This window comes from Cupriavidus sp. 05N39, assembly GCF_056397325.1.
On the sequence record NZ_JBFTNE010000074.1, the window covers coordinates 13,204 to 35,770 of the forward strand.

The 22,567-nt window shown below is 67.4% G+C and carries 18 protein-coding genes; 14 read left to right on the forward strand and 4 right to left on the reverse strand.

Going from position 1 to position 22,567, the window contains the following annotated elements; all coding sequences use genetic code 11:
* Positions 1–169: 169 nt before the first annotated feature.
* A complete protein-coding gene (locus AC1DN0_RS29105) occupies positions 170–757 on the forward strand; it encodes a TetR/AcrR family transcriptional regulator (RefSeq protein ID WP_441635458.1) in 588 nt (195 codons plus the stop codon).
* A 169-nt stretch (positions 758–926) separates the two neighbouring features.
* On the opposite strand, the gene AC1DN0_RS29110 is transcribed toward AC1DN0_RS29105, so the two are convergent.
* Positions 927–2,297: a DUF1254 domain-containing protein gene (locus tag AC1DN0_RS29110; RefSeq protein ID WP_441635456.1), complete on the reverse strand. Its 1,371-nt coding sequence runs from the start codon at positions 2,295–2,297 to the stop codon at positions 927–929.
* A gap of 52 nt (positions 2,298–2,349) precedes the next feature.
* The gene (locus AC1DN0_RS29115; protein WP_441635454.1) at positions 2,350–2,742 is read right to left on the reverse strand and encodes an RT0821/Lpp0805 family surface protein; all 393 of its coding nucleotides are present in this window, start codon (positions 2,740–2,742) and stop codon (positions 2,350–2,352) included.
* Between the two features lie 659 nt (positions 2,743–3,401).
* Here AC1DN0_RS29115 and AC1DN0_RS29120 point away from each other — a divergent pair.
* The gene (locus AC1DN0_RS29120; protein ID WP_477102136.1) at positions 3,402–3,992 is read left to right on the forward strand and encodes a hypothetical protein; all 591 of its coding nucleotides are present in this window, start codon (positions 3,402–3,404) and stop codon (positions 3,990–3,992) included.
* Positions 3,993–4,055: 63 nt separating this feature from the next.
* Here the strand turns inward: AC1DN0_RS29120 and AC1DN0_RS29125 are convergent, their stop codons facing one another.
* Complete coding sequence (locus tag AC1DN0_RS29125) at positions 4,056–6,482, reverse strand: carbohydrate-binding family V/XII (protein ID WP_477146197.1); 2,427 nt, start codon at positions 6,480–6,482, stop codon at positions 4,056–4,058.
* A 49-nt stretch (positions 6,483–6,531) separates the two neighbouring features.
* Complete coding sequence (locus AC1DN0_RS29130; protein ID WP_441635448.1) at positions 6,532–7,716, reverse strand: BamA/TamA family outer membrane protein; 1,185 nt, start codon at positions 7,714–7,716, stop codon at positions 6,532–6,534.
* A gap of 214 nt (positions 7,717–7,930) precedes the next feature.
* On the opposite strand from AC1DN0_RS29130, the gene AC1DN0_RS29135 reads away from it, so the two are divergent.
* From AC1DN0_RS29135 to AC1DN0_RS29190, 12 genes are all read left to right on the forward strand, one after another.
* Positions 7,931–8,731, forward strand: coding sequence for a hypothetical protein (locus AC1DN0_RS29135; RefSeq protein ID WP_477146198.1), 801 nt, complete (start codon positions 7,931–7,933; stop codon positions 8,729–8,731).
* 156 nt (positions 8,732–8,887) lie between these two features.
* The gene (locus AC1DN0_RS29140) at positions 8,888–10,135 is read left to right on the forward strand and encodes a formylglycine-generating enzyme family protein (RefSeq protein ID WP_477146199.1); all 1,248 of its coding nucleotides are present in this window, start codon (positions 8,888–8,890) and stop codon (positions 10,133–10,135) included.
* A 258-nt stretch (positions 10,136–10,393) separates the two neighbouring features.
* On the forward strand, positions 10,394–12,901 hold the full coding sequence (locus tag AC1DN0_RS29145; RefSeq protein WP_441637236.1) for a spermidine synthase: 2,508 nt from the start codon (positions 10,394–10,396) through the stop codon (positions 12,899–12,901).
* A gap of 77 nt (positions 12,902–12,978) precedes the next feature.
* A complete protein-coding gene (locus AC1DN0_RS29150) occupies positions 12,979–14,631 on the forward strand; it encodes an arylsulfatase (protein ID WP_441637238.1) in 1,653 nt (550 codons plus the stop codon).
* Positions 14,632–14,731: 100 nt separating this feature from the next.
* Positions 14,732–15,715: an AAA family ATPase gene (locus tag AC1DN0_RS29155; protein WP_441637240.1), complete on the forward strand. Its 984-nt coding sequence runs from the start codon at positions 14,732–14,734 to the stop codon at positions 15,713–15,715.
* A complete protein-coding gene (locus AC1DN0_RS29160; protein ID WP_441637242.1) occupies positions 15,712–16,695 on the forward strand; it encodes a DUF58 domain-containing protein in 984 nt (327 codons plus the stop codon). The genes AC1DN0_RS29155 and AC1DN0_RS29160 overlap by 4 nt, the downstream gene beginning before the upstream one ends.
* A gap of 19 nt (positions 16,696–16,714) precedes the next feature.
* Positions 16,715–17,269 (forward strand): DUF4381 domain-containing protein, encoded by a 555-nt coding sequence (locus AC1DN0_RS29165; RefSeq protein WP_477102130.1) that lies wholly within the window; start codon positions 16,715–16,717, stop codon positions 17,267–17,269.
* On the forward strand, positions 17,256–18,290 hold the full coding sequence (locus AC1DN0_RS29170) for a vWA domain-containing protein (RefSeq protein WP_441637472.1): 1,035 nt from the start codon (positions 17,256–17,258) through the stop codon (positions 18,288–18,290). The genes AC1DN0_RS29165 and AC1DN0_RS29170 overlap by 14 nt, the downstream gene beginning before the upstream one ends.
* The gene (locus tag AC1DN0_RS29175; RefSeq protein WP_441637474.1) at positions 18,291–19,925 is read left to right on the forward strand and encodes a VWA domain-containing protein; all 1,635 of its coding nucleotides are present in this window, start codon (positions 18,291–18,293) and stop codon (positions 19,923–19,925) included.
* A complete protein-coding gene (locus AC1DN0_RS29180; RefSeq protein WP_477102128.1) occupies positions 19,922–21,310 on the forward strand; it encodes a hypothetical protein in 1,389 nt (462 codons plus the stop codon). The genes AC1DN0_RS29175 and AC1DN0_RS29180 overlap by 4 nt, the downstream gene beginning before the upstream one ends.
* Positions 21,311–21,365: 55 nt before the next feature.
* The gene (locus AC1DN0_RS29185) at positions 21,366–22,232 is read left to right on the forward strand and encodes a MipA/OmpV family protein (RefSeq protein ID WP_477146200.1); all 867 of its coding nucleotides are present in this window, start codon (positions 21,366–21,368) and stop codon (positions 22,230–22,232) included.
* 73 nt (positions 22,233–22,305) lie between these two features.
* Positions 22,306–22,567, forward strand: a 262-nt coding sequence (locus AC1DN0_RS29190; protein WP_477111979.1) for a DUF2252 family protein, incomplete at its 3' end; no start/stop codon positions are given.

Sequence of the window (22,567 nt, forward strand, 5' to 3'; positions counted from 1 at the left end):
CGGGCTGTTTGCGCTCTGGCCGACGCCACCCGCTTCCAACGGGCGCGGATCCGGCGTAAGCTAAACGTTCGTTTAGTAAACGAACGTTATGGTATGAATGCGGGTCGCGTCAAGTCCCGTCCTTATCCGTATTCCTGTTTCTATCCCTGTCCCGAGCCCTGGAAGAGCAATGCGTTATTCCGCAAGTCATAAAGCCGCCACTCGCCAGCGGGTCCTGGAGGCCAGCGGCGCGCTGGTCAAGCGCGAGGGGTTTGCCGCCACCGGCGTTGACCAGCTGATGGGCGCGGCCGGCCTGACCGGCGGCGCCTTCTACAGCCATTTCGATTCCAAACAGGCGCTGCTGCGCGAGGTGATCGCGCGGGAGCTGCAGCGCAGCCGCGAGCTGCTGCTGCTCGACGGGGAGGGGGGCGATGGCGCGTGGCTGGCGGGGATGCTGGACCGCTATCTCACCATGGGGCACGTACGGCATCCGGAGACAGGATGTCCGTTGCCGAGCCTTGCGGCGGAGATTGCGCGGGCCGATGCTCAGACACGCACTGCCTGCGAGGACGGCCTGGTTGCCATGCAGCGGGATATCGCCGGGCGGCTCGGAAGCGGCGAGGCGGCCTGGGGCGTGATGTCGCAGTGCGTGGGCGCATTGATGCTGGCACGCACGGTGGCCAGCCAGGATGTGGCGCGGGAGATCCTGGCTGGTGCGCGGGACATGCTGGAGCGGCGGCTGGGCGAGCAGGCCGTGGATGCGAGGGGATCGAAGTAACGGGTTCCCCGTTCGTTCCCCGTTCCTTGCTTCACCCTCTCAACGACTGGCGACTTCCATTTTCCCTCCAGCAGTGCCGAGGCCCCCACCGCGCGAGCCGCATAGTCGTTCTTGAGGATACCGGGGATGCAAACCAGTGAAACAGCGGGGCGTGCGGCGCCGCACGCTGTCAGTCGGTAGCGGGCGTCAATGGCGGCAATTTCCAGCTGCCATTCATCGCCGCCTCGCTCGGCCCGTACAGCCGGCCCACGGCGCTATACATGCCTTCGGGTGCGGGCAGCCAGTTGGACTCCTTGTCCTTGCCCGGGGAGACATGGCCCACGTAGAGCGTGAGTCCGCCGTCGGCATCGTATTTCAGGCCCTTGGTGCGGTCGCCGATCGAATAGCGCTGGAGGGGATTGGCATACAGGAAACGATCCGGCAGCGTGTAAAGCGTGATCGACCAGAAAAACCTGGCGGGGGGTAACTGGCCCGGCCCGAAACGGATCTTCGACGCCTTGCGGCCGTCGCCCACATAGCCGCCATACCAGGCCTCCGCCAGCGAGTTGCCGTACAGGCCCATTTCCGCCGCGATGGCGCGGGTGAGGTAGTCGTTCTTCATGAATTCCCGCGTGCCGAACAGTCCGTTGGACGACAGCGTGATCTTGGCCTTCTCCGCCAGCGCGGCCCGGGCATCCTTCACGCCCGCGTCGATCGCCGCCAGCCTGGCGGGTGGCAGCTTGCCGGCGTCGAAGGGCCGGCCAGGGCCGATGCCGATCTTGCCAAAGCGCTGCATCAGCGCCATTTCGCTGGAGACCGGCGGCTGCGTGAACTGCAGCAGGAAGTTCAGGTAGCCGATGAAGTCATGCGTGCGCGCCTTTGCCGGGTCGTAGGGCGGGAAGGCCACGGCCGGCATGGCAGGGGGCGGCGCGGCGTTCAGGAAGGCGCTCAAGGGGCGCAGTTGCATGCCCGCCTGGATCGCCTTCACGTTGGGCAGGTCGTCGGGCCCGTCCAGCGCGGTGCGCGTCAGGGTCATCACGATCTCGGTCTCGGAGCGGAACACCTCCTTGATGCCAGGCGGCGTCGGGCCCTTCCATTCCGGACCGGCGATCATGTAGTTGCCAGCGCCGTTGCCCGTGGCCCGCGTGCCCACGTAGGCGAAGTTATAGGTGAAAAGATCGACCCACTGCTGCACGTAGTAGCGCTTGGCCGGCACCTCGGGCACGGTGATCACCCAGGGTTCGGCGCGCAGGTCCAGCCATGCCCAGGAATACGGCGTGTCGTTATTGGGCGTGACCACGTCGTGGTTGTCGGGCGTGTAGAGCGTGGAGTAATGGCGGTACTTGCCGAAGCCGCCAACGTATTCCGGGCTGGCCGGATTGGCGAGCTGCTTATACATCGTGTTGTAGTTTTCGATCATCGGGAATGCATAGATATAGGCATCCCTGGCGATGGCGCGGATTTCGTCCTGCGTGGCAGCGGACTGCGCCACGGCTGGCCCGGCGCCGGCAATGAAGCCGGCCAACGCGAACCCGATCGCAAATGCCGGCAATCTGGCCATTGCAACTCTCCCTTTGATTAGTTGTTTGTCTTTTTCTGGTGCCGGCCCGGACTCAGTCGTCCGCGACCGGGCGCGAGCGCCAGCGGCCGTCGCTTTGCTTGCAGAACCAGCCGGTCCAGTTGTCTTCCTGATCCCCGCGCTTGAGCTGTGCCTTCAGTTGCCGGCAGGGCTGGCCCTTGTCGGTCTTGCTGCGCAGCGGCGTCAGCTGGCCTTCGATCGGCTTGCGCTTGCCTTCCGGGGGGGCGGTCCAGGAGACCATCGTCCCGTCGGCGCCTTTGTTCAGCACGTCGCGCACGTTCAGGGCGAACGCGTTCGATTCCTTCTGGCTCATGGTGCCGACGACCGTGCCGTGGATAAAGGTGTCGAGGTAGGCGAACGCTGGTGCGGCCGGGGCGAGCAGGGCAGCGCTGAGTAGCGTGGTACGGAGCAGCAGGCGCGGTGTCATGGCAAGGGTCCTTGGTGGACATTGGAAACGGCTTGGGGAACCGGCACGGAGGCGGAGACTCTGCCGCGCTACTTGATGTACCGAAAACGGCGCATTTCGTCGCCCATGGAAGAGGGCGCCAGCCAGTATCCCTGCCGCAAACTTAGTCCACTCTGGCAGCAAAAGGCAATACAGTCTGTTTGCGCAGCGAGTTAAGGCACATGAATAGCCCGGATCGCCACGGCTGCCCGGACTCACGGCGTGATACTGAACAGGCCGTCGAAGGTATCGAGCAGGTGTCGGCGCCGAGGGGAGAAACGCGTAAGCGGTAGAGGCTAAAAAAAGCCAGTGGTTCGGCATTGGCATGTTGCTGGCACGGGTTCGCATTTTTGGGGAGCGGGGTGCCGACGTTATGGGAGGCGCACGGCCAGTTGAAGTGAAAGTTTTTGTGCCGCGATCTGAATAGTGTGGCGAACTGCACCATTGCGCAGCACTTCATTGGAAAATGCGCCTGGTCCGATATGAAATCTTTCAACCGGCACTCCGCACCGGGCCGAGGCAAGCTATCTTCAAGCCAGACTTACCGCAGCACGCTTGGCCACGCTGCTTAGTCAGGGCTTTTGCCTGTCCTTGATTCAGGTGTTTGTTCATCCTTTCGCTGACTACTTGCCAGGATTTCCATGCCAAACCGTAATTTGCTCTCCCATTCCCTGCACGCAGTCTGCCTTGCCGCGGCCGTGCTCTTCACACCTCTGAGCCAGGCTGCGGGCACTCCCGTCGTCGGCATTGCCGAGGAACTGGTGGTTTCCGGCCGCATCGTCGCCATCGATCCGGATTCGAAGGCGGTGCTGGTGCAGGGCCCGCGCGGCAACGTCGTCGAACTGATCGGTGGCGATGAAGTGAAGAACTTCAAGCAGATCAACAAGGGCGACATGGTGACGCTGACCCGGGACGACGCCGTGGTCACCACGCTGGATCCGGTAGACACCAAGGACACGCCAATCACGGAATCGGTGGAGCGCACCGCGCGCGCGGGGGACGGCGCCAAGCCCGGCTTCGCGCGTGAGATCACGACCACGGTCACGGCGCAGATTACCAAGGTCGATACCAAGAACCGCACCGTGACCTTCCGCACCCCGCGTGAGACGCTGCGCACGGTCAAGGTACGGGACCCGAATATCGACCTTAGCAAGATCAAGGCGGGCCGGCTCGCCAAGATCGTCTATCGCGAGGTGGTCTCGATCGTAGTCACCGGCCCGGCGAAGTCCTGACCCTGGCAAGATCGCGCGGCATCCCGCGGCGCTGTATGGCCGCGGGATGCTTGCGTTTACGCGCTAGCGGTGAAAGCCGTGGAAGCCGCCCATGCGCCGGCCGCCGCCGCCGARATTGCCGCTGAAGTTGCCGCCGCCGCCCCATTGGTGCGCTGTCTGCCCGAAGCGCTGCTGTCCCACATTGCGCGCCTGCCGCTGCTGGTCCAGTTGGCCGGCGACATCCGGGTTGGGCTGCACCGGCTGCCAGCCGCCCGACGTGTGCTTCTGCCAGCCGCCATCCTGGGTGTGCTGGTAGACGTTCCCGTCGTGCCCGGCGTACACATCGCCGTTGTTCCAGGCCACCGCATTGCCCTTGTCCCGGTTGACCATCACGCCCTTGCTGGCCGCTTCATGCTGGCCGGTCTGCGTGTTGCCCGCCACGCCGAACTCGGCCGCGCCCGCACGCCCGGTCTGCGCGTTATAGCCCGCTACCTGGCGCCCGGCGGCGTAGTTGCCGGTGTACTCGTTGCCGGCGACGCCGCCACGCCCGGCGCCGCTGCGCCCGGTCGACGGGTTGGAGAAGGCGCCTTGCCGTCCGGCCGCGGCATTGCCGCTGTAGGGGTTGAAGGCGGCGCCGGCGCTGCCCTGGTAGCGCGCGCCGGTTGCCGGGTTGTACCCGGCGCCGGCGGCGCCGCGCCATTGCGTGCCGGTCCAGGCGTTGTAGCCGGCGGCATGCGTCACCGTGCCTTGTCTCCAGCGCCCGTAGAAATTCGCCGTGTTGACGTTGACGTAGTTCCAGTAGCCGCCGCCCCAGTAGGGGCCCCAGTAGGGCGCGGCTGCGCCCCATACCGCGCCCACGGCGAAACCGAAGGCGAAGCCCTCCGCGGTGCCAAGCGCAAAGCCCGCGCCATAGCCATAGGTGGGGGGATAGCCGTAATAAACCGAGCCCACGTAGGCCGGGTAGACATAGCCCGTGCCGTAGACCACGGTGCCGTCCGGGTTCACCACCACGCCCATATAGCCGGGCGTATAGCCGACCACCACCGTGTCCGGGTTGACGGAGTAGATGCGCACATAGGTAACGTAGTGCAGCGGCGAACTGGCCGGGATGGTGTAGATCGTGCCCGGCACGTCGGTGGCGACGCGCCAGGGGCCGGTGGGTGCGGCGGCGGTGAACCACACGCCGTTGGACACCGCGTAGTAGTGCTCGCCGTCAACCTGGAGTACCGGCGTGGCGGCGTTCACCGCGTAGCTCAGCGAGGTGCCGGTAATGGGCATGAAACGCGGCGAGCCGTCGAAGGCGACCGCGAGCGTGGCCTTGGCGCGCGACACCGATGCGGTCTGCGGGATGGTGGCGGCGATCTGCGCCTCGCGGGCCTGCGGCGTGCCCGGCACCGATACCAGCACGTTGGCCTTGGGATCCTGCGGCGGGATCTTGGCAAAATCCGCCGGCAGATCGCGTCCGGGCACGAACTCCCAAGGGCCATCGAACCCCGGCGCGCGGAACCAGCGGCCGGAAAGCAGCACGTAATACCGGTTGGACGCGGGGTCGACGAATACCGCGCGATCGGTATTGGTCACCGTCAGCAGGCCAACGCCGGCCACCGGCGACAGCTTTGGCGTGCCGTCGATGACGATCAGCTCCGTGGGTGCGGTGGACACCAGTACCGCCGGCGGATTGGCGGAGCGCTTGCCGTCGGCGGGCAGCATCAGGTCGGCCTTGACGCCGGTCTGTGCGCGCCCGGCGGCGGTCGCCAGGGCTTGCGGCGGGCTGGTCAACACCGCCCACGGCCCGCTTAGCCCGTCAGCGGTGTACCAGTAGCCCGCGGCCTGCAGGTAGAGCTTGCTGCCGCTATCGCGCAGCAGCAGGGCGCGGCTGTTGAGCGCGTGCTGGAAGCGCGTGCCGCTCAGCTCGCGCCAGGCCGGCTCGCCGTCCACCGGCACCAGCAAGGTCGGGACCGATGCGAACACGATGCGCGGCGCATCGTTCCTCACCGCCACGCCGGGCGCCTTGGCCTGTAGTTGYGAGACGGCGTAGCTGGCCTGCAGTTCGTCGAGCGGCACCGTCATGCCGGCCTTGGGCAGGCGCCCCACCAGCGCCGCGCGCACCTGGTCGGCGCCACCGGGATTGGTCGGCACCTCGACGCTGGTAATCTGGATGTCGCGCATCTGCACCAGGCCGGAGGCCTTGTCGATATCGGCGCGCGCCGCAAAATGCGCCACGCCGTAGGTAGGCGCGCCGTCCTTGGCGCCCACCGCAACGGCGGCGCGGCCGGACAGGCGATCGCCATCCCATTGCTCCACCTGCGGCTGGTAGATCTCGATATGCTGGGAAGCGGCATCGAAATCGCGCGGCCAGGTCAGCGGCGCCACGGCCTTCGGCGGGTTGGCGGCCTGTGCCTGGGGCAAGCCCAGCGCCAGGCATCCGGCGATCAGCAACAGGCCCAGCGGCGCGGCGAGATGGCGGCCGGGCCCGGATGTCTGCGTGGGCGTTGGTATCGGCTTTTGCATAAGACGGCTCCAGTGCTGTGGAAAGGTGGCGGGATGGCACAGCGGCGGCTTAATGCCAGGCGCTGCCCACCTGGACATAAAAGGCGTTCTGGTCTCTGCTATGGGCCACGTCGATGCCGATCGACACCCCCAGCTTGCGCGCGATCAGGTAGCGAAAGCCCCCGCCGATGCTATACACGGTGGCCGCGTTGGAGAAGCTGTGCCATCTGCCATAGGCCTTGCCCGCGCCGGTAAAGCCCAGCAACGACCAGCGCGGCGTCGCTTCCCAGCGCAACTCCAGTTCGGTGACGACGGCGTTGCGGTCCTGGTAGCGGCCCTTGGATACGCCGCGCAGATCGACGAAGGGCTGCGCGTAGAAGGGAATATCGCCGGTGGAGAAGCGCCCGTCGGCGCGCAGCCCGAGGATCCATGTGCGCGCCAGCGGCTGCCAGGTGAAGCCGCGCGCGTTGTACATATTGAAGTTCTGCGTGCTGCCGAAGCCGCCGCGCGCGAACTGCGCTTCCAGCTCGGCATAGCTGCCGCGGCTGGGATAGAAGATGTTGTCGCGTGAATCGTAGTCGACCACCAGGCCGCCCTTGCCGATGCGCTGGTTGCGGTCCATGCCCCCCAGTTCGGTGGCCACCGGGCCCTTGAAGGTGGCGGTGGAGTCGAACAGGACGTAGCGCGGCCCCACGTACCAGTGGGAGTCACCGATGCGCGCCATGAATTGCTGCACCAGGAACAGCCCCTCCAGCTGGTAGGCGCGCGCCTGGTTGAGCAAGCCGAAGTAATCGAGTTGCGCATCGACCTTGGCCAGCGCGCCGAGGTAGCGGTAGCGGTCGCCGTCCCAGGTATGGAAGTGTGCCGCGCCCACGCCCCAGGTGCCGTTGCCGGTATAGGCACCGCCCACCGCGGTGATATTGGGTGGTGCCGGACCCTGCCCGCTGGCTTGCGCCTTTTCGGCGGCGTCCTTCATCGATTCGGAGAAAAACAGCAGGCCCAGGCCGGCGCCGTAGCCGATGGCCGGCTCGGTGATGAGGGTCGGCACCGGCAGCGCGCCCTTGTGGTTGAGCAGGAGGTCGCTTGCGTCGAGCATGCCGTCTTCAGGGTCGAACAAGCTCAGCGCTCCCGGGTCCTTCTCTTGCTTCTGGCTGTTCTGCGGCGAGGGTTGGGCGTGCGCGGTTGCCGCCGCGAGCGCGAGCAGTCCGCATGCAAGCAAGGCTTGTTTGGCAGGAAAGCGGTTCGGATTCTGCATGAAAGGCGTTGGGGGCGACGGCGGGCTCGGTTACGTCCCGCCACCTTAAGCCATCGCCCTGCGGCGTGGACGCCATGCGAAAATTTTCAGATCACATGGGAAAAGTTCTGTATATCGCACCTCGGCAGCCTATGTCAGCATCGCCCTGAGTGATTGATGCGCCAGTTGGGTTCTTCAGCTGGCAGCAAGCAGGAATTTCCGGGGAAATGCAACGATGAAGACGAATCTGCTGCGCTGCGGACAGGCCGCCATGCTCGCACTGACACTGGGCGCCGCGCCGGGGCTGCATGCGCAATCCGCCGCGGAGGACGCCAACAAGAGCAACAACCCGCTCAACCCGGCGCCTTCGCTCAATCTGCAGAACTACTACTCGCCCCGGGTGTACGACACCAACGTGCACACCAACGATTTCCTGCTGCGCGGCACGCTGCCCATCCTGCCCGGCAATCTGGTGGGCGTGCCGCAGATCCTGCGCGCCACGGTGCCGGTCAGCACGCGCCCGCAGGCCGATGGCAGTTACACCACGGGACTTGGCGACATCAATATCTTCGATATTTTCCTGCTCAGGTCCCAGGGCACGCAGATCGGCGTGGGGCCGTTGCTGACCATGCCCACCGCAACCTCGCCGGAGCTCGGCACCGGCAAGTGGCAGGCCGGCCTGGCCGCCGTGGTGGTGGATCCCACTCCGGCCCGGCTGCTGGGTGCCCTGGTGCAATGGCAGCACTCCTTTGCCGGGCAGAGCTCGCGCCCGACCGTGCAGACGCTGACGTTCCAGCCCTTCGGTATCTTCAATTTCCCGGGTGGCTGGTATGCGCGTTCCACCGGCATATGGACTTTCAACCTGCAGAACGACGCCTATTACATCCCGGTGGGCCTTGGCTTCGGCAAGGCGTGGAAGGAGGGCAAGACCATCATGAATGTGTTTGTCGAGCCCCAGTATTCGGTGGCACACYACGGTCCGGGGCAGCCGCAATGGACGGTGTTCGCCGGCTTGAACATGACGTTCGGCAAGTAGGGAGCGCAAGGTGTCGCGGCTGGAGCGCCACGTTGGCTCCCACAACAATTCCCTAACATCGGTGCCAAAAATTTTCATCTCTCCCCCCGGCTTGCTCTGGCATGCTAAAAGCACGCCCCAGGCTGGGGCGTGGCCAGCCTATTGCGGACCGCAACCATGAATCGTCGTCGAGAGAAGGACAGTCAATCCCGCCGGACGGCCCCGGCCGCGGTGACGGTGGCGGGGCCGGCGCCCGCGCGCTGGCGCCGCGCGCTGTGGATCGGCGCGGCGGTGCTGGCTTGCGCGGCGGTGGGCGGCGGCGCAGCCTGGTGGCAGGCGCGCGGCACCGCGCAGTTGCGGGCCAAAGCGGTATTCGGCGATGGCACGCGCGGCCCCAGCGACATGGCCTGGGTGCCGGGCGGGGAATTCCTGATGGGCAGCGACCATAAGCYGGCGCAGGCCAACGAGCGGCCGGCCCACAAGGTGCGCGTACATGGTTTCTGGATGGATATCCACCACGTCACCAACGCGCAATTTGCCGCCTTCGTGCGCGCTACCGGCTATGTCACCACGGCCGAGCGCAAACCGGACTGGGAGACGCTGCGCGTGCAGTTGCCGCCCGGCACGCCGCGTCCGCCCGATTCGGCGATGGTGGCGGGCGGCATGGTGTTCGTCGGCACCAGCCGGCCGGTGCCGCTGCAGGATTACTCGCGCTGGTGGCGCTATGTGCCCGGCGCGGACTGGCGGCATCCCAGCGGCCCCGACAGCAATATCACCGGCAAGGACGATCATCCGGTGGTTCAGGTTTCCCATGAAGACGCGCAGGCCTACGCCAAATGGGCCGGCAAGCGCCTGCCTACCGAGGCCGAATGGGAGTTCGCCGCGCGCGGTGGGCTGGAACAGGCGACCTATGGCTGGGGCGACCAGTTCGCCCCGGAAGGCCGGCAGATGGCCAACGTCTGGCAGGGACAACAAGCGCAGCCGTTCCCGGTGGTCAGCGCCAAGGCCGGCGGCGCGCTCGGCACCAGCCCGGTGGGCACGTTCCCGGCCAACGGCTACGGCCTGTCCGACATGACCGGCAACGCCTGGCAGTGGGTGGCGGACTGGTACCGCGCCGACCAGTTCCGGCGCGAAGCCGTGAGCGCCAGGCCGATCGAGAACCCTGTCGGCCCGGCCGATTCGTGGGATCCCTCGGAGCCCGGCGTCCCCGTGGCCGCACCGCGCCGCGTCACGCGCGGCGGGTCCTTCCTCTGCAATGAAGACTATTGCCTGAGCTATCGCCCCAGCGCCAGGCGCGGCACCGATCCGTACAACAGCATGTCGCACCTCGGCTTCCGGCTGGTGGTGGACGACACACAGTGGAAGCAGGCCAGGGACGGCAAGCCCGCTACACAGGCTGCCGCAGGTGGCCCGCGGCCAGGCTGAGCGGGGCGGAACCATTTCCGAAGCGCGGCGCGGCAGGGGCCTGCGTGCCGGTGGCAGTTTTTCGCCTGCTGCCTGGCGAATCGCGGTTCGTTGACAGGGAAGGCATGACACGCATGAGCCGGATCGGGACCGGTCGCTTGTAGCGGGGCGGCGGCGCCCGCACGGCGCGGGATGGGATGCACGCGGAGGCTGGGACAGATGAGCAGGAACCGGGCACATTCAGCCGCGATGGCGGCACCGCCACCGGGACGGCCCGCAATGCCGTCACGGCCCCTGGCGCTGGAAGCGGCAGAGACGCATGGGGCTTTGCTGGCGGCGCTGCTGTTCGCCTCCGGTGCATCCGCGCTGGTCTACCAGGTACTGTGGATCAAACAGGTGGCGTTGATCGTTGGCGTTGACGTCTATGCCGTCACCACGGGTGTCAGCGCGTTCTTCCTCGGCCTGGCCTGCGGCGGCTGGGCGCTGGGCCGGCGCGCGGACCGCGCGGCACGGCCCTTGATGTTCTACGCCGCGCTGGAACTCGGCATCGCGGTGCTGGGCCTTGGCGCCACGCTCGGGCTGGCGCAGGCGGCACCGTGGTTCGTGGCGATCGAGAGCCGCGCCGGCCTGCTGGCCTGGTGCCTGCCTTTCGCGCTGATCGGGGCGCCTGCCTTGTTGATGGGCGGCACCTTGCCCGCGCTGATGGCGGCCTGCGCGCCGCCGGCGGGCAAGGTGGCSCGTACCGGCGGCGGGCTCTACGCCGCCAATACCCTGGGCGCCATGGCCGGCGCCTTGCTGACTACCTTCATGCTGGTGCCTTCGTTTGGCGTGCGTGGCGCCGCCATGGCCGCTGCGCTGGTCAACCTGGCGCTGGCGGCAACGGCGTTTGGCTTTGGCCGCGCCAGCGCGCCTCGGGCAATCGATGCCGCCGCGGCCGCACCCGTGGCCGCGCCGCAAGCGCGGGCACGGCTGGCGGTGGGGCTCTATGCCGTGGCCGGCGGCATCGCGCTCGGCTATGAAGTCGTCTGGTCGCAGATCATCGTGCAGTTCATGAGCACGCGCAGCTTTGCCTTCACCATCGTGCTGGCCACCTACCTGGGCGGCCTGGTGGCAGGCAGCGCCATCTACGCCCGTTTTGCCGACCGCGTGCGCGATCCGTGGGGCGTGTTTGGCGTGCTGGTGGGGCTCGCGGGCCTGGTCGCGCTGCTGCAGTTGGCGGGGCTCGGGAACTGGCTGGTCCAGTTGCAGGTGAGCCTGGCAGGCGTGGTCATGGCGGCCACGGGCAGCGAGTTGGCCGCAATGTGCGCGCGCTTTGCACTGGCGGGGCTGTGCGTGGTGTTTGCGCCCACGATGCTGCTCGGTGCGGCGTTTCCCGCAGCCTTGCGCTTGTGTGCCGAACCCGGTCATATCGGCCGCGACGTCGGCGTTGTGCTGGCGCTCAATACGGCGGGCGGCATCGCCGGCACCTTCCTGAGCGGCTTCGTGCTTGTGCCGGCGCTAGGCCTTGTCCATACCCTCGGGATACTCGCCGCCGCGGCGGCTACGGTGGGCACGGTTGCCGTGCTGCGCGGCCCCGGCGTGCGGCCCGCCCTGTGCGCGGCCGCCCTGGGCATCGGCGTCTGCGTGGCAGTGGCCGCCGTGCTGACGCCGCCCGATCGCCTCGCGCGGCTGCTGGCCGAGGCCAAGGACGGCACCCTGGTCTCCTACGAGGAAAGCCCTGGCGGCACGGTCGCCGTGATCGAGCAGGGCAGGCCGGGCGCCAGCTTCCGGCGCCTGTACATCTCAGGTGTTTCCAACTCGGGCGACGCCATCGGGTCGCTGCGCTACATGCGGCTGCAGGCCTTGCTGCCGCTGCTGGTCCACACGCAGGAGCCGCGCTCGGCGCTGGTGGTTGCGCTTGGCACCGGCATTACCGCGGGCGCGCTCACGCAATACCCGGGGCTGGAACGCCGCGTCACGGCCGAGCTGCTGCCCGCGGTGGTGCGTGCCGTGCCGGAGTTCCGGGGCAACTACGACGTCAGCCGCCATCCCCGATCCGACATCCGCGTGCGCGACGGCCGCCATGAACTCCTGCGCTGCCCCGAGCGCTACGACCTGATCACCCTGGAGCCGCCGCCGCCATCGGCTGCCGGCGTGGTGAATCTCTACTCGCGCGATTTCTACGAGCTGGCGCGCAGCCGCTTGCAGCCGGGCGGGCTGTTTGCCCAGTGGCTGCCGCTGGCCACGCAGAACGACGAAGACTCCCGCGCGCTGGTGCGCAGCTTCCTTGACGCGTTCCCGCACGCCTCGCTTTGGACTACCGAGGTGCACGAGATGCTGCTGGTGGGCTCGGATGCGCCGCTGGACCTGGACGCCGCGCGCATCCAGGCGCGCTTCAACCAGTCAGCCGTGGCCGGCGCCCTGCGCGAGGTCGGCATCAATTCGCCCGCCGCGCTGCTCGCCACCTGGGTGACGGGACGGGAAGGGCTGGAGCGCTACGCCGCCGGCGCGCCGGCCGTGACGGACGATCGGCCGTTGATCGAATACGCGGGCTGGGTGCGGCGCGACGAGATATCGCGCGTGCTGCCCGCCTTGCTGGATCTGTATATGGCACCGCCGTTGCGCGGCGCAGACCCTGCCTTTCAGGCGGATATCGATCAGGAGCGTCGCCGGCTGATGCACTTCTACGCGGCCACGCTTGCCGCTTACGCCGGCGACCGGCAGCGCTGGCGGGAAGAGATCGGGCTGGCCGTGCAGGGCGGCGAGGCCAACCAGTACTTCCGCCGCATGCTGGGCATGCGGGACTGAGCAACGAGAGATTCGAGAACACGGATTGGGGAAACCGGGGCCGCCGGCAGCGGTCGGGTAACAGAGGAGGAGCACACATGCGAATCAATCGCTCACTGAAGCGAGCGGCTATCGCGCTCGCGGTGGCGGTGCCGATCGCGGCCGCCGGATGGCTGGTAACCGCGCCAACCACCACAATGGCAGCGGACGCGCCTGCCAAGGCGTCAGCGAGCGCGCCGAACAGCACGTCCGCCAAGAAGCCGAATATCCTTGTGATCTTCGGCGACGATATCGGGCAGACCAATATCAGCGCCTATAGCATGGGTGTGGTCGGTTACAAGACGCCAAACATCGACCGCATCGCGCGCGAGGGCATGATGTTTACCGACTACTACGCCGAAAACAGCTGTACGGCGGGCCGCTCTTCCTTCATCACCGGGCAGACGCCGTTGCGCACCGGCCTGAGCAAGGTCGGCGCGCCGGGTGCGCCGGTGGGCCTGCAGAAGGGCGATATCACGATTGCCCAGGCATTGAAGGCGCAAGGTTATGCCACCGGGCAGTTCGGCAAGAACCACCTTGGGGACAAGAACGAGTACCTGCCGACAGCGCATGGCTTCGATGAGTTCTTTGGCAACCTCTACCACCTGAATGCCGAGGAGGAGCCTGAGCGCCCCTATTGGCCGAAGGACAAGAACGACCCGTTCGCGAAGAACTTCTCGCCGCGCGGCGTGATCCACTCGTTCGCCGATGGCAAGGTCCAGGACACCGGCCCGCTGACCACGAAGCGGATGGAGACGATCGACGACGAGACTACTGCCGCAGCGCAGGAGTTCATCAAGAAGCAAGCCAAGGACAACAAGCCATTCTTCGTCTGGATGAATACCACCCGCATGCACTTGTTCACGCATGTCCGCGACTCCATGAAGGGCCGCAGCGGCATGCCCGGCAACGAGTATGCCGACGGCATGCTGGAGCATGACGAGGATGTGGGCAAGCTGCTGAAGACACTGGATGACCTGGGCATCACCAAAGACACCATCGTGGTCTACACGACCGATAACGGGCCCAACCAGTTCTCCTGGCCGGATGCGGCAACCACCCCGTTCCGCAGCGAGAAAGACACCAACTGGGAGGGGGCGTTCCGGGTGCCCGCCATGGTGCGATGGCCGGGGCGCATCAAGCCGGGAACAGTCTCCAACGAGATGTTCTCCGGGTTGGACTGGTTCCCGACCCTGTTGGCCGCCGTGGGCGATACCACCGTCAAGGATCGCCTGCTGAAGGGCTGGTCGCCGAAATCCGGGCAGAGTTTCAAGGTGCACCTGGACGGCTACAACCAGCTTGACTACCTGACAGGCAAGAATGCGAAGGGAGCGCGCGAAGAGTTCTATTACTTTGACGATGACGGCAATCTGGTGGCCATGCGCTTTGGCGACTGGAAGGCTGTCTTCTGCGAGCAACGCGCGCCGGGGGGCATGCAGGTCTGGGCCAATCCCTTCACCTGCCTGCGACTGCCAAAGATCTTCAATTTGCGCATGGACCCCTATGAGCGCGCAGATGTCGCCTCTGACCAGTACTACGACTGGATGACCAAGAACGCCTACCTGACCGGCATCGCCACCATGAAGGCATCCGTGTTCCTCGAGACCTTCGTGGCCTACCCGCCAAGCCAGAAGCCAGCCAGCTTCAGCGTGGACCAGGTGCGCAAGTCCGTGGACGAGCGGATCGAGAAGCTGAGGTCGCAGAAAAAGTAGCCGCGGCTGTTGTGTAACGATGTGGCCCGTCGGTCCTGCTGGCGGGCCATTCTCGCGACTTACCCCGGCCCTGCGGCCGAGGCTACGAGAGACTTGGACAATGAGTTCCAGAGAGGCAATCGCGGCGCTGCAGCAGCATGTGGAGCAGTCCATCAAAGGGCAGGGCGAAGTGATCCGGCAGATCGTCATCGGCCTGCTGGCCAACGGCCACCTGCTGCTGGAGAGCGTGCCCGGGCTGGCCAAGACGCGCATGGTCAAGAGCGTGGCCGCGAGCCTGGACGCGCAGATGCGCCGCATCCAGTTCACCCCGGACCTGCTGCCCGCCGACATCACCGGCTCGGACATCCTTTACCAGGAGGCGGGCAGGAACAGCTTCCGCTTCCAGCCGGGCCCCGTGTTCGGCAACCTGATCCTGGCCGACGAAATCAACCGTGCGCCGGCCAAGGTGCAATCCGCGCTGCTCGAAGCCATGGAGGAGCGCCAGGTCTCGGTGGGCGGCACCACCCATCCCATGCCTGAACTGTTCATGGTGCTGGCCACGCAGAACCCGATCGAGCAAGAAGGCACTTACCCGCTGCCCGAGGCGCAGATGGACCGCTTCCTGATGAAGGTGCTGATCACCTATCCCGCAGCCGACGACGAGCGCGATGTGCTGCGCCTCGTGCGCGGCGAGGAGACGGGCAGCGCGGCGCCCGCTACGCCCCGCGCGGAGCAGGCCAGGGTGCCGCAGTCGGCGATCTTTGCCGCGCGCGAAGAGATCCACGGTGTCCACGTGGCTGACGCGATCGACCGCTACATCATCGACCTGGTCAATGCCAGCCGCACGCCGGCCCGCTTTGACGCCGAACTGGCGAAATGGATCGCGCTGGGCGCCAGCCCGCGCGGCGGCATAGCGCTGGACCGCGCGGCCCGCGCCAACGCCTGGCTGGACGGACGCGATCACGTGACGCCCGACGATGTGCGTGCGATGGCGCTGCCCACGCTGCGGCACCGGCTGATCCTGTCCTACGACGCCAGCGCGGACGGGCTGGACGCCGACGCGGTGGTGAACAAACTGGTCGAAGTCGTGGCCGTGCCCGCATGAAGGATCCCGCGATGCCGGTGGTGCGCGGGAGCGAGCTCGGCACCGTGTGGGTCGACGTCGCGCACCTGGCCCGGCTGGAGCTGGCCGTGCGGGACCTGGGCTTCACCATGCGCCAGCCGCACGCCAGTGTGCTGTCGGGCAAGCACGGCTCGCGCATTCGCGGGCGCGGCCTGAACTTCGAAGAACTGCGCGGCTACCAGCAGGGCGACGATGTCCGCCACCTGGACTGGAAGGCCTCGCTGCGCATGGGCAAGCCGCTGGTGCGCGTCTATACCGAGGAGCGCGACCTGCCGGTACTGCTGGTGGTGGATCAGCGCATGCCGATGTTCTTCGGTTCCAGGCGGGCGATGAAATCGGTGCTGGCCGCGGAGTTTGCCGGGCTGTGCGCCTGGATGGCGCTGCAGGCGGGCGACCGCGTGGGCGCGATCGTGTTTAACGACTCCGATACCACGCTGATCCGGCCGCTGCGCAGCCGTGCCCGCGTGCAGGCCGTGCTGGGCGCCATCGCCCGGATGAACCAGGCGCTGCACGCCGACAGCGCGGCGCGGCCCGTCTACGGCCAGCTCGACCGCACGCTGGAGCGCGCCTTGCAACTGGCCGGGCACGACCACCTCATCTGCGTGATCAGCGATTTCGCGGGCGCCGGCCAGCGTACCCAGGACCTGCTGCGCCAGCTGTCCAGCCACAACAGCGTGATCGCGGCGATGGTGTTCGATCCCTTGTTCCAGGCGGTGCCGCACCACACCGGCCGCATGGTCGTGACCGAAGGGCATCTGCAGGTCGAGCTGGACATGGGCGACAAGACCACGCGCGAGCCGATCGAATCCTTCTTCACCGGGCGCCTGCACGAGGTCACCGAACTGCTCAAGCGCAGCGGCGTGCCGATGATGCCGATCGACACGGAGGGTGAGGCCCTGGCCCAGTTGCGGCATTTCCTGGGACGCCTGGCGCCGCGCGGCAAAGCGCCAGGCCGGCATTGAGGCGCGCGGCGGATACTCCATGGCAGACCTGACCCGTTCCTACGCCACCGATGCCGTGCAGCCAGGTGCAGGCGCACCGGAGGCCGCCGGCACATTGGCAAACCTGCAGGAAATCGCCTTGCCGCCGCCTGCGTCCTATCTGCCCCAGACCTGGGGCTGGGCCGTGCTGGCCGCCTTGCTGCTGGCGCTGGGCGGGCTGCTGGCCTGGCGCGCCTGGCGGCGCCGCCAGGCAAACCGCTACCGGCGCGACGCGCTCGCGGAGCTGGCGCGCATTGAAGCCGGCCTGGCCGCGGCGGCCGGCGCCGACAGCCGCCGCGACGCGCTTGCCGCCTTGCCCGCGCTGGTCAAGCGCGTGGTGCTGGCGTTCGCGCCGCGCACGCAGGTGGCGAGCCTGTCCGCGCAGGCATGGCTGGACTATCTCGATGGCACCTGGCGCGGCGGTGGTTTCAGCAATGGCCCTGGCCGGCTGCTGCCGGAGCTGGCCTACGGGCAGCGCCCGCCGCCGGCTGCCGAAGTGACGGCGCTGATTGCGCTGCTGCGCGACTGGATCGGACAGCACCATGCTCACCTTTGACCACCCGTGGGCCGCGCTGGTCCTGCTGTTGCCCATCCTGGTCTGGCTGCTGCTGCCGGCTTACCGGGAAACCATGCCTGCCGTGCGCGTGCCGTTCTTCGAGGAAATGGCTGAACGCTCCGGCCTGCGGCCCTCCGAGGGCGCGGTGGTGATGCGCCGCAACTGGGCACAGCGGCTGCTGGCGCCGCTGTGCTGGGCACTGGTGGTGGCCGCGCTGGCCATGCCGGTCCGGGTGGACCCGCCGATCGAGCGCACCGAGCCGGCGCGCGACCTGATGCTGGCGATCGACCTGTCGCAATCGATGGAGGCCAGGGATTTCGCGCAAGCCGACGGCCACCGCGTGGACCGGCTTACCGCCGTCAAGCAGGTGGTCAGCACGTTTATCGACCGCCGCAAGGAAGACCGCATCGGCCTGATCGTGTTTGGCGCGGCGGCGTTCCCGCAGGCGCCGCTCACCATGGACCACGACAGCGTCAAGGCCTTGCTCGCCGAAGTCCAGATCGGCATGGCGGGCCCGCAGACGGCGATTGGCGACGCCATTGGCGTGGGCGTGCGCATGACCGAAAAATCGCCCGCGCAGGAGAAGGTACTGATCCTGTTGACGGACGGCAACGACACTGCCAGCAAGGTGCCGCCGGAGCAGGCCGCGCGGATCGCCAGGGACAAGGGGCTGATCATCCATACGATCGGCATCGGCGACATCAACGCCACGGGCGAGAACAAGGTCGATCTGGGTGCGTTGCAGAAGATCTCCAGCATGACGGGAGGCCGCTCGTTCCGTGGCGAGGACCTGGCCGGGCTGGAGTCCATCTACGCGACGCTGGACCGGATCACGCCAGTCAAGGTAAAGCGCCAGTCGCACCAGCCCAAGCGCGATCTTTTCTACTATCCGCTCGCCGCGGCGGGCATGCTGCTGTTGCTGTATCACGCGGTCATGCTATTGCTGAGCGCCATCCGCCGGCCGCGCCGCCAGCCGTTGGTGGACCGTGGCCAGGGCGTCGCGCCGGAACCGGGGCACTGAATGGATTTCGGTGAGTTCCATTTCCTGCGCCCCCTGTGGCTGCTCCTGATGCCGGCGGCGTTGCTGATTGTCTTCGCCTGGCATCGGTTCTCCGACCCACGCCGGCGCTGGCGGGGCGTGATCGCCCCGCATCTGCTGGAGCGGCTGATCGTCGATGGCGGGCGCGGCTGGCGCCTGCGGCCGGTACACGGCGCGTGCGCCGCGCTGGTTCTGATCGGCCTTGCCGCGGCGGGGCCGGCCTGGGAGCGCGAGCCGCCGCCGTTTACCGAGGACAAGGCGCCGATGGTGGTTGCCATCGACCTGTCGCGCAACATGGACGCGGTGGACCTGGCGCCCACCCGGCTGGAGCGCGGCAAGCAGAAGGTGCGCGACCTGATGCAGCTGCGCGCGGGCTCGCGCACCGGGCTGGTGGTGTACGCGGGCACGGCGCACATGGTAGTGCCGCCTACCGATGACCCGCAGTTCATGGCGTTGTATTTGGACGCGCTGGATACCGGCATGATGCCGCGCGCGGGCAAGAACGCCGCCGCCGCGCTGGCGCTCGCCGACACCCTGCTGGCCCGGGAGTCGGCCGCGGGCACCGTGCTGTTCATCACCGATGGCTTCGACCGGGCGGAAATCCCCGTTTTTGCCGCGCACGCCCGCAATAGCCAGGTGCAGGTGCTGGTGCTGGCTGCCGGCACTACCCAGGGCGGCCCGATCCGTACCGCCGATGGCCGGGTGGCCACCGACCAGCAGGGCCGGCCGGTGCAGGGCACGCTGGACCTGGCGGCGCTGAAGGCGCTCTCGTCCGATGCCGACATCCCGCTGGCCAGCCTGACGCTGGACGACGACGATGTGAACTGGGTACAGCGCCGCGCGGTGCGCAATATGCAGGCCGCGCAGGAGAAGAACGCCGAGGTGCGCTGGAAGGAGGCGGGCTACGTCCTGACCATCCCCATCGCGCTGCTGGCTGCCTTCTGGTTCCGGCGCGGCTGGGTGGTGCGCTGGCTGCCTGCGCTGCTGGTGGCCCTGCTTGTGCAGGCACCGCGCCCGGCGGTGGCGGCGCCGGTGGTCCTCACGACGGCATCGATCAAGGCGTTTTTCCTGGATGCCTTCCTCACCCCCGACCAGCAAGGCCGCTGGCATTTCGAGCGCGGGGATTACACCGCCGCCGCGGCGCATTTCCAGGACCCGATATGGCGTGGCTGGGCCAGCTACCGCGCGCGCGACTTCGCGGGCGCGCTGACCGCGTTTGCCGCCCTGGCCACCCCGGATGCTTTTTTCATGATGGGTAACTGCTATGCGCAGCTGAAGGACTATCCGCGTGCGCTTTCGGCCTATGACAACGCGCTCAAGGGGCGCCCCGGATTTGCGCAGGCCATCGCCAACCGAGCCCTCATCGCGGCGCTGATCGAACAGGAGAAAAAGAAGAAGAAAGACGACGGCGAGGAAGCGCCGGACACGCCGCCGGACAAAATCCAGTTCGACGACAAGGACGATGGCGGCAAGAAGGAAAAGGCCGATATGAGCCGCGTGCAACAACAAAACGCCGAGCTATGGATGCGTAACCTGCAGATTTCGCCGGCGGATTTCCTGCGCCAGAAGTTCCAGATCGAGGCGCAGCAGCCGGCGCAGGGCAAGGCCGCGCCATGAAACGCCTCCTGTTCTACACCACCATTGTCGCCTTGCTGGGCCTGCTGATCGCGCTGCCGGTCCTGGCTGACGGGCCGCGGTCGATGGCGCGCGCGCATCTGGAGCCAGGCGGCGCGGTGGCGCAGGGCCAGCCTGTCAAGCTGGTGGTGGACGCGCTGACTACCAACTGGTTCACCGAGGCGCCGGTCTTTCCCGTGCTGGAGATTCCCGGCGCTATCGTCAGCCCGCCGGGCGACGATGCCACCAACCTGAGCGAAGAGATCCAGGGCGTGAAGTGGTTCGGCGTATCGCGCTCGTACATCGTCACGCCGCAGACCGGCGGCGATCTTGCCATTGCGCCGCTGGAACTCACGCTGCAGGTAGGGCAGGTGAGCGGGGTGGTAAAGGTGCGCACCCCCGCGCTGACGCTGAAAGTCAAGACGGTGCCGCGCCCGGCCGGCGCGGAGAACGCTATCGGGACATCGCGGCTGGAATTGACGCAGTCCATCGACCATGACCTGCGCACGCTCAAGCAGGGCGACGCCTTTACGCGGACCATCGAGATCAGCGCCGACGGCGTGCAGGCCATGCTGCTGCCGCCCACGCCATTTGGGCCGGTGTCGGGGCTCGCGGTCTATCCCAAGGCGCCCCGCGTGCAGGACATCAGCCAGGAGCGACAGGGTTTTCTGGGCGGGCGCCGGGTCGATGCCGCCACCTATCTGGTGCAGAAGTCCGGCCGCTACGAGTTGCCGGGGGTGAGCGTGCAATGGTGGGACATCCGTGCTGGCAAGTTGCGCACGGCCACGGTGCCCCCATTGCGGTTTTCCGCTTCCGCCAACCCCGGCTACCAGCCGCCGGTTGGCATTCCGGGCGAGCCCCTGGCGGCGCTGCCGGGACGCCATGCGCGCCTGGATCCGCAATGGCTAGCCTATTGCGCCGCAGTGCTGGTGGTGCTGGGGCTGGCGGCCTGGCTGCTGTTGCCCCGGCTGATCCGCGCGGTTGGGCGCCTGAAGGCCTGGCGGCGCCAGCGTCGGCTGGCTTATGCAAGCTCCGAGGCCGCCGCCTTTGCGCGGCTGCGGCGCGCGCAGCAGGGCGAGGACGCCAGCGCACTGGTGAGCAGCCTGTACGCCTGGCTCGACCGGGTGGCCCGGCGCGCGCCCGCTGTGCTTGGGCGCCCCGCGGCGCTTGGCGATGCCGAACGCGCCGCCGGCAGCGCGACTTTTGCCACGGCGGGGGAGCAACTGCTGTCCAGCCGCTATGGCGCGGCGGCCACACAAGGCGATGTGCCGCCAGCCGCGCTGGGCAAGGCACTGGATGAAGCCAGGGCGGGGCTGGTGCGCCGCTCCACGCGTTCCGGTCATCATGCGGCGAGATCTTTGCCACCGCTCAATCCGGCCAGTGGCTAGCAAGCACGCCGCCATGGCTGGTCTAAGCTTGGTTTCCATCCGGAGCGATTCCACAATGCTTCCACCTCCGCTGCAGGCTTGTTTCGCATCATCCCCCCCGGCCGGGCGGCGCACCGCCGGCGCGCTGCGCTTGTCGATCGCCATGTTGCTGRCAGCCGTCATGTCCGGCAAGGCCGCCGCCGGGCCGGTGGACCTGCCGAATTCCCTGCCGAACATGGTCGGCGCCGGCTTTGGCTCCACGACGGAATACGCCGGCGGCAAGGACCGCATGATCGGCGTGGTGCCGGGGGTGCGCTATGTCACGCCAGGCGGCCACCTGTTCGAATGGTACGGACCCTATGCGCAATACAACTTTGGTGGCGTCACCGGCTTCCAGTGGGGGCCCGCAGGGGCGCTCCGGTTGGGGCGCAAGGATGTCGACGATCCCGTGGTCTCCCAGATTCACGAAATCAAGACCACGGTGGAGGCGGGCGGCTTCATCGGCTACGAGTACCTGGACCAGGGCAGCATTCCCTACCGGCTGCGCGGCAGCGTGGCGGTGGTGACAAATGCGGGCGTGGTCTACACGGGTGCGCGCCTCAGTGTCAACGGGAGCGGCTGGGTGCCATTGCATCCGCGGGTATATGCCGGGGCCGGGCTGGGCGCAAGCTGGGTGAGCCAGGGCTTCAACCAGACCTACTACGGTGTGACGCCGGACGATGCCGCGCGCAGCGGCCTGCCCGTCTACGCGCCCGGCGGCGGATTGCAGCAGGTGACCGGCTGGCTTGCGCTGGTTTTCCAGATCGACAAGAACTGGTACGCCGGCGCCATGGTCTACGGACAGCGGCTCACCGGCAGTGCCGGAGACAGTCCTATCGTGACGCAGCGCGGCACGCGCAACCAGATCACTTATGGCGCTGGCATCGCCTATGCCTGGAGATAGACAAGCATGGAAATCCATACCGGCAACAACACCCGGAAACGCAAAAGACAGAGCCGTAATCCAAGGAAAGCTTGTGGACACCCCTGAAGACATCGAATCCCGCCGCGAACGCGGCAAAGTCACGCGCAAACACGTTCCCCGCAGCGCGCATGTCGCGGTCGGCAGCGTCGAACGAGATCCCGTCGGGTTGCTGGAGATCAACAGCGCCGGCCGTGTCGAACGGCTGGTGCCGCTGCGCTATGGCCGCATGATCGAATCGCCTTTCACCTTCTACCGTGGCAGCGCCATCATCCAGGCGCATGACCTCGCCGGTACGCCGAATTCAGACATCCCCA